This window comes from Falsiroseomonas tokyonensis, assembly GCF_019024325.1.
Lineage (GTDB): Bacteria > Pseudomonadota > Alphaproteobacteria > Acetobacterales > Acetobacteraceae > Falsiroseomonas > Falsiroseomonas tokyonensis.
Window position 1 is genome coordinate 188,315 of record NZ_JAFNJS010000001.1, and the last position, 13,631, is coordinate 201,945.

Sequence of the window (13,631 nt, forward strand, 5' to 3'; positions counted from 1 at the left end):
CACGGCGCGCGCGCCGGTCCCTGCGGACCCGCCTCGCCCCTCCTCTCTCCCACCCCTTGATGGGATTCCAAAGGGACCACTGTCCCTTTGGTGGGGGGCGCCGGGGGGCAACGCCCCCTGGCAACAACCCGCACGCCCTACCCCATCCCCGACCCCGCACCGCATGAGGCCCCCCATGGCAGACCCGGATGTTCTGGTTATCGGCGCGGGCGCTGCTGGCATTGCGGCGGCGCGGGCGGTGCGGGCGGCGGGGCGGTCGGTGCTGGTGGTGGAGGCGCGGGCGCGGGTGGGGGGGCGGGTGGTCACGGATGGGCGGCTGGGGGTGCCGTTCGATCTGGGGGCGGCCTGGCTGCACAATGCGGAGGGCAATCCGCTGGTGCCTTTGGCGGGGGCGCTGGGGTTTCGGCTGGTGGATTCGGATGCCTTGCGGCGGGAGCAGACGCGGGTGGGGGGGCGGCTGGCCACGGCGGAGGAGGAGGCGGCCTATGGGGCGGCCTGGGATGGGTTTGCGGAGGCGGTGCGGGCGCGGGTGGCGGCGGGGGGGCCGGATGTCAGCGTGGCGGCGGCGGTGCCGCGGGGCGGGGATTGGGATGCGACGGTGGCGGCCTGGCAGGGCGATATCATCGCCGCGGCGCCGCTGGAGCGGTTGAGCCTGCAGGATTTCGCGGCGACGGCGCTGGATGGCCGGAACATGTTGCCGGAGGCCGGGTTCGGCACGCTGCTGGCGGCCTTGGCGGAGGGTTTGCCGATCCGGCTGGGCGCGGGGGTGCGGCGGCTGCGCTGGGGTGGGGCGTGGGCGGAGGCGGAGGGGGATTTCGGCACGATCCGGGCGCGGGCGGTGGTGGTGACGCTGCCGACGGATGTGCTGGTGGCTGGGGCGGTGCGCTTCGATCCGCCCTTGCCGGCGGAGGTGGTTCAGGCCGCGCAGGACCTGCCGCTGGGGCAGGTGGTGAAGGTGGGGTTTCGGGGTGTGGCGGGGCTGGGCCTGCCGGAGTTCAGCTCGGTGGATCGCCAGGTGGCGCCGGGCGAGGCTCTGGTCGCCATGTCGGCGCGGCCTTTCGGGCGGGACCTGCTGGCCTGCCATGTGGGGGGCGATGCCGCGGCGGCGCTGGAGGCGGCGGGCGATGCGGCGGCCGAGGATTTCATGCGGGCGGAGGTGGCCTTGCGCTTCGGGGCGCAGGCGGCGCGTGGCTTGCGGGCCGGGCCGGTGGTGACGAACTGGATGCGCGACCCTTTCGCGCGCGGCGTCTATAGCACCGCCAGGGTCGGCCGGGCGGCGGCGCGGGGGGTGCTGGCGGCGCCGCTGGCGGGCGGGCGGCTGTGCCTGGCGGGGGAGGCCTGCCATGCGCGGCTGGCCGGCACCGTGGGCGGGGCCTGGGAATCCGGCGAGGTTGCAGTCGGAAACGTGCTTGCTGCGTTGCAGTGACGCAGTATGCGGCGACCTCTGCCATAATGGCATGGCCATATGGCTTTGGGATGACGGCGAGGAGGCGGGGCCGCTGGCGGAGAGTCTTGCGATGCGGGAGGAGGATGGGGCGCGTCGCATGGCCCTGTCCGGGCGCATCGATACCCAGGCGGCGGCGGCGCTGTGGGCGCGGCTGATGGCCGAGGCCCGCAAGCCCGGCGCCCCGCTGCTGATCGACCTGGCGGGGGTGGAGGCGGTGGATACCACCGGGGCCACCCTGCTGCTGACCGCGCAATCCGCCGCCCAGGGCAGCCGGATCGAGGGCGCGTCGCCCGGCGTGGTGGCGGTGCTGGACCGGGTGCGGGATGCGCTGGCGGCGCCGCGCCCGGCGGTGGTGGCCCGCCGTTTCGCACCGCTATCCGGTCTCGGGCGGCGGGTGGTCGGCGCGCTGAATGGCGGCGTGGAGGCGCTAGCCTTCCTGGGCGAGACGCTGGTGGTGGCGCTCGGCACGCTGATCCGGCCCGGGCGGCTGCGCGTGCGGGAATTGCTGCGCCACCTGGATGAGGCCGGCACGCGCGCCTTCGGCCTGGCCGCGCTGCTGGGGGCGCTGCTGGGGGTGATCCTGGCCTTCCAGTCGGCGATTCCGCTGCGGCAGTTCGGCGCCGAGATCTTCGTGCCCAGCCTGGTCGGCATTTCCCTGTTGCGGGAGCTGGGGCCGCTGATGGCCGGCGTGGTGCTGGCCGGGCGCACGGGGTCCGCCTATGCGGCGGAGCTCGGCACCATGACGGTGAATGAGGAAGTGGCGGCCTTGCGCATCATGGGCATCGACCCGATGGCGCTGCTGGTGCTGCCGCGGGTGCTGGCCGGGGTGCTGGTGATGCCGGTGCTGTCGCTGCTGCTGACCCTGGCGGGGCTGGCGGGCATGGCGCTGATCATGCAGCTGCTCGGTTTCCAGCTGAACACGGTGGCGCAGCAGCTGGTCAATTTCGTCAGCCTGAAGGACCTGCTGGGCGGTCTGTTCAAGGCCTCCGTCTTCGGGCTGGCGATCGCCATCATCGGCTGCCGCGCCGGGATGGGCGCGGGCCGCGGGCCGCGCGCGGTGGGCGATGCGGCGACCTCGGCCGTGGTGGGCGGCATCGTCGCCATCGTGGTGCTGGACGGCATCTTTGCCGTGCTGTTCGAAAGGCTGGGGCTGTGAGCGAGGCTCTGGACGACAAGGCGCCGGGCCCTGATGCGCCGGCGGTGATCGAGGCGCGCGACCTGACCGCGCGCTTCGGCACCAACACGCTGTTTCGCAACGTGACCTTCGATGTGCGGCGGGGCGAGGTCTTCGTCATCCTCGGCGGGTCCGGCTGCGGCAAGTCCACGCTGCTGAAGCTGATGATCGGCCTGGTGCCGCCGGCGGAGGGCAAGGTGGCGGTGCTGGGCACCGATGTCTGGTCCACCGAGGGGGCCTCCCGCCTCGATCTGTTGAAGCGGATCGGCGTGATGTGGCAGCAGGGCGCGCTGTTCGGGTCGCAGACCCTGCTGGAGAATGTCGAGATGCCGCTGGCCGAGCACACCACCCTGCCGCCCGAGGCGCGGCGGGAGGTGGCGCGCGCCAAGCTCGGCCTGGTCGGGCTTTCGGCGGCGGCGGACCAGCTGCCGTCGGAGATTTCGGGCGGCATGCTGAAGCGGGCGGGGATCGCCCGCGCGCTGGCGCTGGATCCGCCCATCCTGTTCCTGGACGAGCCCTCGGCGGGGCTGGATCCGGTGACCTCGGCGGGGCTGGATGCGCTGATCCGCGACCTGTCGCGTTCGCTGGGCACCACCTTCGTGGTGGTGACGCATGAGCTGGCCTCGATCCTGGCGATCGGCGACCGCTGCATCATGCTGGACAAGGGGGCCAAGGGAATGATTGCCGAAGGCGACCCGCGCGAGCTGCGCGACCACAGCACCCACCCCACGGTGCAGGCCTTCTTCCTGCGAAAGGCGGCGTGATGGCGAGCGGTAGGGCGCTTTATGCGCGGGTCGGCGCGCTGGTGCTGGTGGGCATCGTGCTGGCGGTGGGCTTCGTGCTGTTCCTGGCCGGCGGGCGCGGCCTGCAGACCACGGAGGTCTTCGAAAGCTATTTCGAGGAGTCGGTGCAGGGCCTCGATGTCGGCGCGCCGGTGCGCTACCGCGGCGTCGCGATCGGCCGGGTGACGCAGATCGGCCTGGTGGCGGCGGAATATCCGCGGCGGGAGGGCACGGCCTATAGCGCCGGCTTCCAGCGCGTCTTCCTGCGCTTCGGCGTGGATCTGCGCCAGGTTGGGGAGGCGCCGGACCTGGCGGAGGCGGTGCGGATGGGCCTGCGGGCGCGGATCACCGCGCAGGGCATCACCGGCGTGAACTACCTGGAGCTGGATTTCGTCAGCCCGCAGCGCTTCCCGGTGACGCCGCCGCCCTGGCAGCCGCGCTTCCCGGTGATCCCGGGCGTGCCCTCGACCGTGGCGCAGGTGACCAATGCGGCGGAGCTGCTGATCCAGCGCATCGCGGAAATCCCGCTGGACCAGATTTCCAACGACATCGCAGGCCTGCTGTCCAACCTGAACCGGCAGACCGGCGATGGCGACCTGGCGCAGACGCTGCGGGAGGCCGCGGCCACCATGGCGCTGGTGCGCCAGGCGGTGGAAGGCGCCGACCTGGCCGGCGCGCTGGGCGAATTCCGCGCCGCAGCCGGGGAAGCGCGGGCGCTGCTGAACGGGCCTGAGCTGCGCAGCATCCTGACCAATGCCAATGGCGCCGCGGCGGAGCTGCGCCGCACCGCGCAGCGCCTGCCCGGCGCGGTGGAGGGGCTGGAGCGCACCCTGCGCTCGGCGCGGGAGACGACGGTGGATATCCAGGCCGAGCTGCTGCCCATCCTGATCGACTTGCGGGCCACAACCGCCAACCTGCGCGCCACCGCCGAACAGCTGCGAAGCTCGCCGTCCCAGCTGCTGTTCGGCGCGCCGCCCACCCCGGATCGCCGCCGATGAACCGACGCAGCCTGCTCGCCGCCCTGCCCCTGCTGGCCGGCGGCTGTTCCATCCTGCCGGACCGGCCGAATGTCCCGGTGCGGCGCTATGCGCTGGCCCCGATGCGGCCGGAGAACCAGGCGTCGCGGCCGCGGGCGCCGGTGCTGCAGGTGCGCCTGGTACGGGCGGTTCCCGGGCTGCAGGATCTGGGCCTGCGGCGACTCAATGCGGACGGGTCCTATGAGATCCTGGTCTATGAGGAATGGCTGGCGCCGCCGGCCCTCCTCACCGATGCGGCGCTGCGCGCCTGGCTGCAGGCCTCCGGCCTGTTCTCCGCCGTGGTGCCGCAGGGCAGCCGGGCGGAGGCGGACCTGGTGCTGGAGATGCAGCTGACGCAGCTGGAGGCGGTGCCCGCCGCCGGCCGGGCGCGCGCCGCCCTGTCCGGCCTGCTGCTGCGGGAGGAGCGGCTGACCTCCCGCGTGGTGGAGACGCTGGAGGTCTCGGCGGAGGCGCCGCTGGCGCCGGATGCGGAGGCGCCGGCCATGGCGCGGTCCATGGCGCTGGCGCTGGGTCTGGCGTTGTCGCGGCTGGAGGCGGCCCTGGTGCCGCTGGCGCGCTAGGGATCACGCATTCGTGATTGCACCCCGGCTCCCTTGTGGTTTCCGGGAGTCGCCTCGCATTTCCTGTCGGTTCTCAGAAAAACGACAGCCCAGCATCTCTCGTTAATCCTTTTCCCACCAGTGGCGCCTCATTCTCCGAAACCGGAGAGCGCTCCTGGATCGTCTCCACCGAGGAGAGGCTGCCGCGGCCGGGATGGCGTCGCGGCCTGGGCCGCTCGGTGAGATATCTCAGGCCATGCGAAGCAACTTAAGGTTGTCTTTCCGGCTGGAAGATCCGGCAATTCAATCTTAACGTGCGAGGCACGACGTGGGCACACGGGGCGCAAGCGTGACAACGGAGTGGGATCAGGTCTGGGCCGACTACGACGCGCGCCAGCCGGCGCCGCCTCCCGTCGCGCGCAGTCTGCCGCCGCGCAGCCTGGCGCCGCGACCGGTCATCGCCGCCGCGCCCCGGGCCCCGGCCCGGCGCCGCGGCTGGGCCGCGCTGCTGCTGTTTCTGCCGCTCCTCGTCGCCGGCTGGTTCAGCGCGCCCTATGCCACCGCCTGGCAGGTGGTGCATGCGCTGGATGGCCGCGACGGCCAGGAGATGAGCCGCCACCTGCATATGCCCGCCCTGCAGGCGGCGGTGCGCGAAAGCCTGGCGCGCGCGCCGGACGATGCCGCCCGCAGCCCGCAGGCGCGCGCCTTCCTCGGCGCCATGGCGGAGGAGATCGGCGCCGCCTGGGCGAATCCGGAGGCGCTGGCGGAGGTGGCCCGCGCCCGCGGCGTGCCGCCCGGCGCGGCGGTCGAGGCGCTGCGCCGCACCGTGCCGGTCGGCCTGACCCGCTTCGAGATGCCGCTGCGCGGCAGCGTCGCGCCGATCACCCTGCAGCTGGAACTGACCAGCGAGTCGCTGGCGCCGCGCTGGCAGGTGACCGGCGTGCGGCTGGAAGACCGGACCGGCCTCGGCGGCAGCCCGACGATCCGGCTGAGCCAACTGCGCTGAGCCGCGCCGCGCGCCGACGGACGCCCGTGGCCCGGACCGGCCGGCTCAGACCAGCTGGATCCGCTCGATCTGGCTGAAGCGCAGGGTCTCGCCGCCGATCTGGATCACGCCCTGGAAGGTCGCGGGATTGCCCTGCGCATCCGTGAAGCTGATGAACGTGCCGTTCTGATCCTGGGTGACGGACATCTGCAGGTTGGTATTGCCCTCCAGCGTCAGGGCCGACTGCAGCTGGTGCAGGCTCACATTGTCCAGCTGCAGGGTATCCGTGCCGGAGCCGCCCTGGAACTGGTCGCTACCATCGCCCGGCGCCCAGATGAAGCTGTCATTGCCTTCGCCGCCGAAGGCGAGGTCGGAGGCGCCATCGCCCACGCCGCCATCCAGGCTGTCATCGCCATCGCCGCCCTGCAGTTCGTCCTCGCCCTTGCCGCCAGTCAGCGTATCGTGGCCGGCGCCGCCGAAGAGCAGGTCGCTGCCGGAACCCCCGGCCAGGTCGTCATGGCCGGCCTCGCCATAGACCTGGTCATTGCCGGCCCCGGCCCCCACGGTGTCGTTGCCGGCGCCGCTGAAGATGACATCGTCCTGCCCGGTGCCGTAGACTTGGTCGTTGCCGGCGCCGGTCTGCTGGAAGGCGCCTCCGGCCACCTTGTCCAGGGATTCCTTGTTCAGCGGGGTGGGGTGGGCCATGGCGACGCCTCCTTCTGGCTTGTTGCGGATACGACCCTATTCCGCATGGGCAGAGAGGGGGAGTCCCCAGGATCCTATGGGACCGATAGGCCGGGCCTCTGCCCCAGCCCGGGTGCTTCCGCCGCGGCCGTCCCAGGCGCGCGGTCGGCCGAGGCCGCCAGCGCCACCGCCTGGCGCAGCACCGCGGGATCGCCGATGTGATTGGCAAGGATCAGCACCAGCCGCGCATCCAGCCGGCGCGAGGCTGCCTCATCCAGCCCGGCATGCGCCGCGACCAGCAGCGCGAAAACCGCATCCGGATCCTCCAGCCGCGGGCGCGTGTCGAGCATCATGGCGGGGTCCCTCCCATCGCCCGGGCCAGGGCGGCCTGGACGGCGCCGGCGCGCGGCGCGGCGAAGCGGGCGGCGATATGCTGGTCCGGGCGGATCAGCACGGCCCCGCCCGGCGGCGCGCCATAGCGGGCGGCGGCTAGGCCCGCATGGTCCCAGAGCGCGCCGGGCGTCTCCTCCGCCGTGATGAAGACCGGGCGGAGGCCAAGGGGGGCCAACCCTGCCACCGGCGACCAGACCGCATCGAAGACCAGCAGCGCGAAATCGCCGCCGAGATGGTGCAGCAGCCAGTCCGGCGCGCCATCGCGCAGCAGCGGCGCATCCGGCGCCGGGCTGCCGGGCGCGGCCCCGCCGGGCCAATGGCCATCATCCGGGGCGTTCAGCGGGCTGCCGGCCAGATGCGCGGGGCGCGACAGGCGGCCGGAATTCACCAGGGCGCGGGCGAAGGCCTGGCCTTCCGCCAGTTCCAGCACCGCGTCGCGATAGGCCCGCGCCGCCGCCGATTTGGGCGAGATGAAGTCGGTGGCGCGCGTCGAATGCAGGATGTTCTCATCGGCCGCCACGATGCGCTCCGCCTCGTAGCTGGCCAGCAGGCCCGGCCCGGCCTGGCCGCGCAGCACCGAAGCCAGCTTCCAGGCCAGGTTGTCCGCATCCTGCACCCCGCCATTGCCGCCGCGGGCGCCGAAGGGGCTGACCTGGTGCGCCGAATCACCCACGAAGATCACCCGCCCATGGATGAAGCGGTCCAGCCGCCGGCAGCGGAAGGTATAGAGGCTGACCCATTCCAGCTCGAAGGGCACCTGTGGCCCCAGCATGGCGGCGACCCTGTCCCGCACCCGGCCGGGCTCCGTCTCCACCGCCGCATCCGCCTCCGGCCCCAGCTGGAAGTCGATGCGCCAGAGGTCGTCGGGCTGCTTGTGCAGCAGCACCGATTGGCCGGGGTGGAAGGGCGGGTCGAACCAGAACCAGCGTTCGGCGGGGAAGGCGACCTCGCCCCGGATCACCACATCGGCGATCAGGAAGCGGTCCGGGAAGACCTGGCCCTGGAAGGTCAGGCCCAGGCTGCGCCGGACGAAGCTGCGGGCGCCGTCGCAGGCCAGCAGCCAGTCGGCGCGGAGCGTATAGGGGCCCTCGGGGGTTTCGACGGCCAGCGTCGCGCCTTCCGCATCGGTCTCCAGCCCGGCTACCGCATGGCGCCAGCGCAGGTCGACGCCGGCGGCCGCGCAGGCCTCCACCAGCCAGGCCTCCACATGGTATTGCGGGATATTGACGAAGGCGGGGTTCTGGTGCCCGGCCTCCGGCAGCAGGTCGAAGGCGAAGGCCTGGCTTTCGCGGTGGAACACCCGGCCGGTCTGCCAGGTAACGCCCTTTTCCAGCAGGCGCTCGCCCAGGCCGAGACGCCCGAAGATCTCCAGCGTGCGCTGGGCGAAGCAGATGGCGCGGCTGCCGGTGGCGACGCTGTCCTCCTCATCCAGCAGCGTCACCGCGACGCCGTGGCGGGCGAGATCCAGCGCCAGGGTCAGCCCGACCAGCCCGCCGCCGACCACCACCACCGCGCGGTGGTCCTGGCCCGAGGGTGGGCGGGGCGCCGCTTCATAGCGCGGATTGACGTGCGGCACGGGTTCAGCGCGGCACTTCGGCGGAGGGCATCGCCGTGCCGTGTTCCAGCGCCTGCCACATCGCCACGTCCCGTTCCGCCGTCCAGATGCGCGGATGGTCGAGGCCCTTCGCCTCGTCGAAGGCGCGGGTGACGTTGAAGGGCATGCAGTGCTCGAAGATGACCCAGGACCCGTATTTCGGGCGCATGAATCCCATGGTGTCGTCGTAGACCGCCTTCAGGTCCCAGCCCTTGGCGACGCCTTCCCGCACGCGGGTGAACAGATCCGTGGTGAAGGACCGCGTGCCCTCGATCGCCTCGGCGCAATCGGCCTTGGTCAGCAGGGCGCGGCCGCGGCCGGGCACCAGCTTTTCCGCCCCCAGCGCGGCCACCGCATCCAGCGTGGCGGACCAATCGGCGAAATGCGCATCGCCGCAATAGGGGGTGGCACCGAATTCCACCGTGTCGCCGGCAAACAGCACGCGCTCCTTCGGCAGCCAGACCACCGTGTCCCCGGCCGTATGGCTTCGCCCCACATGGATGATCTGCGCCTCCCGCTCCCCCAGCCACATGGTCATGCGCTTCTCAAAGGTATGGGTCGGCCAGGTGAGGCCGGGGATGCTTTCCTTGCCGCGGAACAGGCGGGGAAAGCGGCCGATCTCGCTGTCCATGTCCTGTTGGCCGCGCTCGACGATCAGCCGGCGCGTCGCCTCGCTGGCCAGGATCACCGGGTTGCCGTAGCCGCTGGCGCCCAGCACCCGCACCGCGTGGTAATGCGTCAGCACCACCTGGCCGACATGGCGCGGCGTGACGGTGGCGATGCGGGCCATGACATCCTGCGCCATGGCCGGCGTCGCCTGCGCATCCACCACCACCACCCCATCCGGCCCGACGATCACGCCGGAATTCGGGTCACCCTCCGCCGTATAGGCATAGAGGCCCGGGCCGAGCTCGTCGAAGGAGACGGTCTTCTCGGCCAGGTCGTTGGCGGAGGCGAATCCGGACATGCGTGCTTCCTTCCCTGAAGCGACCATTCTCGGCCGGGCAGGTCACCCGGGGCAACAGGCCTGACGGCGGCCAAGCCATTGCGGACATGTGGCGATTGCTGTTCCCATCAAAGGGCCGGGAGCGTAGGTTGCGCATATTGGATGGCAGCACACCCATGAGCCGCAACCCGAACCTGACCCCCCTGCCCGGAAGCTGCGCCGCCTGCACGGTGCGGCCCTTCGCGCTGTTCCGGGTGATTCCGCAGGCGCGGGTGGGGGAGATTGCGCGCATCCGGTCCGGTGTCCGGCTGGTGCGCTCGGGCGATGCCATCCTGGACGCGGTCTTCACGATGTATGCCGGCTGGGCCTTCACCTGGACGGCGACCCCCGATGGCCGCCGCCAGGTGCTGGATTTCCACCTGCCCGGCGACCTGGTGGAGCGCAGCGAGGATGCGGCGGAGGTGGAGGCGCTGACCGATGCCTCCTTCTGCATCCTGTCCAAGGAAAGGCTCTGCGCCTTCATGGGCCATGATCCCGGCCTGGCGCTATCCTATGTCGAGGGTTTGACGCGTGACCGCGCCAGGATGCGGGAGCGCCTGACCAGCCTCGGCCGGCGCGATGCGGCGGGGCGCGTCGCGCATCTGCTGCTGGAACTGCATGGCCGGCTGCTGCGGCGCGGCGGGGCGGATGCGCGCGGCGCCGCGGTGCCGCTGAAGCAGGCGCATCTGGCCGATGCGCTGGGGCTTTCGGTGGAACATGCCAACCGGGCGCTGGCCAGCATGCGCAAGGAAGGCATCGCCACGCTGAACAAGGGGCGGCTCGAGATCCAGGATCGCCGGGCCATGGAAGACCTGGCCGGCTGGGCCGGCACGGCGCATGCCGGGACCACCCTGGCGCCCCGGACCCTGGTTGGCTGACCCCCTGGTTGAGGGGGTGGGCGGGATTCTGTAGCCTGCCGCCCCCTGCTCCGGATGGACCCCAGCCGATGCGCCCGCTGCCCTCACGCCTCACCTTCCTGACGGGCTTCCTGCTGCTGCTCGCCAGCCTGGTGCTGCCGCCGGCGGGGCCGGCCTGGGGCCAGTCCGGCGATCCCTCCTTCAACCTGGTGAATCGCAGCGGCCAGACGATCCGGGAGATCTATGTCTCGCCCAGCGAGGATCGCTACTGGGGGCACGACCTGCTGCAGTCCCAGGTGCTGCCGGATGGCGGCAGCTTCCCGCTGCGCATCGCGCCCTCCGCCGGCTGCCTGCAGGATGTGCGCGTGGTCTATGCCGATGGACGGCCGGAGGAGCGGCGGCGGCAGGATACCTGCCGGATCAGCCAGATGGTCTTCGGCACGGGCGCTGGTTCGGCCCCGGCGTCGGGCGCCAGCCAGGCCAATCCCTCCTTCAACCTGGTGAACCACGGCAGCGCCGTGATCCGGGAGGTCTATGTCTCCTCCGTGCGGGAGGACAATTGGGGCGAGGACCGGCTGGGCGAACAGGTGCTGCCGCCCGGCCGCCACCTGGCGGTGCGGCTGCCGGCGGGGGACTGCCTGAACGATGTGCGGATCGTCTGGATGGATGGCCGCAACGAGGAACGCCGGCGGCTTGATACCTGCCAGATGATCAACCTGGTCTTCCGGTAGCCAGAGGTTTCGGGGGAGGAGCCCCCCACCCAACCCTCCCCCCTGAGAAGGGGGAGGGCTATAGGTCTCAGGCGGCCCTGGCGGCCGAGATCGCCTTCCACACCGTCTCCGGCGTCGCCGGCATGTCGATATGGGTGACGCCCGAACCCGAGAGCGCATCGACCAGCGCATTGATCGCCGCCGGCGGGGATCCCACCGCCCCGGCCTCACCGGCGCCCTTCACGCCCATCGGATTGGTCGCACAGGTCACCTCGATGAGGTCCACGTCGATATCCGGCAGGTCCTCCGCCCGCGGCAGGGCATAGTCCATGAAGGAGGCCGAGAGCAGCTGGCCGGAGCCATTGTCGTAGCTCGTGCGCTCATGCAGCGCCTGGCCGATGCCCTGGGCCACGCCGCCATGCACCTGGCCGCGCACGATCAGCGGGTTCAGCGCATGGCCGACATCGTCCACCACGATGTAGCGCGGCACGGTGACGATGCCGGTCTCCGGGTCCACCTCCACCTCCGCCACATGGCAGCCGTTCGGGAAGGTGTGGCTGTCGATATTCGCGGTCTCCATCGCATCCAGCAGGATGGCGCTCTCGCCCGCCGCCACGCGCTTCCGCTGGATGGCCGCGAGGTCGAGGATGCCGATGCCGCGATCGGTGCCAGCGACTTCGAAGCGCCCGGCGCCGGAGACGAATTCGATATCGGCGACCGAGGTTTCCAGCTGCTCGGCGGCGGCCTGCTTGCCCTTCTCCACCACCGAGGCAGTGGTGACCAGGATCGCCTGGCCCTCGGAATACAGGCTGCGCGCGCCGCCGGTGCCGCCGCCGGAGGGCAGCGTCTCGCTGTCGCCCTGCCGCACGCGGATCTTGTCGATCGGGATGCCGAGCTCATGGCTGGTCATCATGGCATAGGCCGTCTCGTGCCCCTGGCCGGTGGACTGGGTGCCGACGTAGAGATCGACAAAACCGTCATCGGCGAAGACGACCTTGGCATTCTCCGTCGCCGCGCCGCCGGTGGCCTCCAGGTAGTAGGCCAGGCCGATGCCGCGCTGCTTGCCGCGCCGCGCCGCTTCGGCGCGCCGGGCCGGGAAGCCGGCCCAGTCGATCTTGGCCAGCGCCGCGTCCATCAGCTGGCCGAAATCGCCGCTGTCATAGCGCTGGCCCATGGCGGAGACCCAGGGCATGGCCTCCTGCTTCACCATGTTGCGGCGACGCAGCTCGATGCGGTCGATGCCGATCTCCCGCGCCGCGGCGTCGATCAGGCGTTCCACCAGGTAGTTGCTCTCCGGCCGCCCGGCGCCGCGATAGGCGTCGACCGGAACCGTGTTCGTGAGAACGCCGATGACATGGGCGTGGATCGCCTCGAACCCATAGACGCTGGCCAGCACCTTGGTGCCGGCACCGGTCGGGATGAAGGGCGCGAAGGTGGAGAGATAGGCGCCCATGCCGGCATAGTTGCGCGTGCGGAGCGCCAGGAACTTGCCCTCCGCATCCAGGGCGAGCTCGCCGAGGGTGATGTTGTCGCGGCCATGCGTGTCCGACAGGAAGGCCTCGCTGCGCTCGCTGGCCCATTTCACCGGGCGGCCGACCTGGCGCGCCGCGAAGGTCACCAGCACATGCTCCGGGTAGAGGAACAGCTTCATCCCGAAGCCGCCGCCGACATCGGGCGTCACCACGCGGACATTCTCGGCCGGGATGTTGAAGATGCTGCCGGAAAGGATGTTCTTCAGCAGCCAGGAGCCCTGGGTATTGGTGTGCAGCGTCAGCTTGTCGCCTTCCCAGGCGGCGACGGCGGCGCGGGCCTCCATGCTGGCGACCACGACGCGGTTGTTTACCACGGTCAGCCGGGTGACATGGGTGGCGCGGGCGAAGGCGGCGTCCGCCTTGGCCTTGTCGCCGGCCTCCCAGTCGAAGACCACATTATTGGCGATGCCGGGCCAGACGGCGGGCTGGCCGGGCTGGAAGGCGGTGGCCAGGTCCGTGGCGGCGGGCAGGGCGTCGTACTCCACCTCCACCGCCTCGGCGCCGTCGCGCGCGGCCTGGGCGGTCTCGGCCACGATGAAGGCGACCGGGTCGCCCACATGGCGCACCACGCCATCGGCCAGCGCCGGGCGCGGCGTGTCGCCGCGCGAGGTTCCGTCGCGGTTCTTCAGCGGGATCAGGCAGGGCAGGTCGCCGATGCCCGCGGCCTTCAGGTCTGCCGCGGTGATCACCGCCAGCACGCCCGGCAGGGCCAGGGCCGCGGCGGTGTCGATGCGGGTGATGGTGGCATGCGCCTGCGGGCTGCGCAGCACGATGCCATAGGCCTGGCCGGCCATGGCCAGGTCATCCGTATAGGATCCCCGGCCGGTCAGCAGCCGCGGATCCTCCACCCGTCGCACCGATTGGCTCAATCCGAACTTCGCCATGGCGTCACATCCCCGCTTGGTTCCGATG

The 13,631-nt window shown here is 71.6% G+C and carries 13 protein-coding genes; 8 read left to right on the forward strand and 5 right to left on the reverse strand.

Annotated features, from left to right (window positions below):
• Nucleotides 1–175: 175 nt before the first annotated feature.
• The 6 genes from J3S20_RS00945 (at nt 176) to J3S20_RS31030 (ending at nt 5,985) form a co-directional block, all read left to right on the forward strand.
• Nucleotides 176–1,426: a flavin monoamine oxidase family protein gene (locus tag J3S20_RS00945; RefSeq protein ID WP_216833810.1), complete on the forward strand. Its 1,251-nt coding sequence runs from the start codon at nt 176–178 to the stop codon at nt 1,424–1,426.
• Nucleotides 1,427–1,457: 31 nt separating this feature from the next.
• On the forward strand, nt 1,458–2,603 hold the full coding sequence (locus J3S20_RS00950) for an ABC transporter permease (protein WP_246602216.1): 1,146 nt from the start codon (nt 1,458–1,460) through the stop codon (nt 2,601–2,603).
• The gene (locus J3S20_RS00955) at nt 2,600–3,385 is read left to right on the forward strand and encodes an ABC transporter ATP-binding protein (RefSeq protein WP_216833811.1); all 786 of its coding nucleotides are present in this window, start codon (nt 2,600–2,602) and stop codon (nt 3,383–3,385) included. Before J3S20_RS00950 ends, J3S20_RS00955 begins: the two co-directional genes overlap by 4 nt.
• Nucleotides 3,385–4,401 (forward strand): MlaD family protein, encoded by a 1,017-nt coding sequence (locus J3S20_RS00960; protein WP_216833812.1) that lies wholly within the window; start codon nt 3,385–3,387, stop codon nt 4,399–4,401. Before J3S20_RS00955 ends, J3S20_RS00960 begins: the two co-directional genes overlap by 1 nt.
• Nucleotides 4,398–5,000 (forward strand): ABC-type transport auxiliary lipoprotein family protein, encoded by a 603-nt coding sequence (locus tag J3S20_RS00965; RefSeq protein ID WP_216833813.1) that lies wholly within the window; start codon nt 4,398–4,400, stop codon nt 4,998–5,000. Before J3S20_RS00960 ends, J3S20_RS00965 begins: the two co-directional genes overlap by 4 nt.
• A gap of 328 nt (nt 5,001–5,328) precedes the next feature.
• The gene (locus J3S20_RS31030; protein WP_216833814.1) at nt 5,329–5,985 is read left to right on the forward strand and encodes a DUF2939 domain-containing protein; all 657 of its coding nucleotides are present in this window, start codon (nt 5,329–5,331) and stop codon (nt 5,983–5,985) included.
• Nucleotides 5,986–6,030: 45 nt separating this feature from the next.
• On the opposite strand, the gene J3S20_RS00975 is transcribed toward J3S20_RS31030, so the two are convergent.
• The 4 genes from J3S20_RS00975 to J3S20_RS00990 form a co-directional block, all read right to left on the reverse strand.
• On the reverse strand, nt 6,031–6,669 hold the full coding sequence (locus J3S20_RS00975) for a calcium-binding protein (RefSeq protein ID WP_216833815.1): 639 nt from the start codon (nt 6,667–6,669) through the stop codon (nt 6,031–6,033).
• 74 nt (nt 6,670–6,743) lie between these two features.
• On the reverse strand, nt 6,744–7,001 hold the full coding sequence (locus J3S20_RS00980) for a DUF2783 domain-containing protein (protein WP_216833816.1): 258 nt from the start codon (nt 6,999–7,001) through the stop codon (nt 6,744–6,746).
• Nucleotides 6,998–8,617 (reverse strand): FAD-dependent oxidoreductase, encoded by a 1,620-nt coding sequence (locus tag J3S20_RS00985; protein ID WP_216833817.1) that lies wholly within the window; start codon nt 8,615–8,617, stop codon nt 6,998–7,000. The genes J3S20_RS00980 and J3S20_RS00985 overlap by 4 nt, the downstream gene beginning before the upstream one ends.
• Before the next feature lie 4 nt (nt 8,618–8,621).
• Nucleotides 8,622–9,602, reverse strand: coding sequence for an MBL fold metallo-hydrolase (locus J3S20_RS00990; protein WP_216833818.1), 981 nt, complete (start codon nt 9,600–9,602; stop codon nt 8,622–8,624).
• Nucleotides 9,603–9,757: 155 nt separating this feature from the next.
• On the opposite strand from J3S20_RS00990, the gene J3S20_RS00995 reads away from it, so the two are divergent.
• Together J3S20_RS00995 and J3S20_RS01000 are read left to right on the forward strand one after the other, a co-directional pair.
• Nucleotides 9,758–10,498 carry a Crp/Fnr family transcriptional regulator gene (locus tag J3S20_RS00995; protein ID WP_216833819.1) on the forward strand — a complete coding sequence of 247 codons (741 nt, stop codon included), beginning with the start codon at nt 9,758–9,760 and terminating at the stop codon, nt 10,496–10,498.
• Nucleotides 10,499–10,566: 68 nt separating this feature from the next.
• Nucleotides 10,567–11,208: a hypothetical protein gene (locus tag J3S20_RS01000; protein WP_216833820.1), complete on the forward strand. Its 642-nt coding sequence runs from the start codon at nt 10,567–10,569 to the stop codon at nt 11,206–11,208.
• Between the two features lie 67 nt (nt 11,209–11,275).
• On the opposite strand, the gene J3S20_RS01005 is transcribed toward J3S20_RS01000, so the two are convergent.
• Entirely contained in the window at nt 11,276–13,603 is a 2,328-nt protein-coding gene (locus J3S20_RS01005) for a xanthine dehydrogenase family protein molybdopterin-binding subunit (protein WP_216833821.1), read from the reverse strand.
• Between the last annotated feature and the right edge of the window lie 28 nt (nt 13,604–13,631).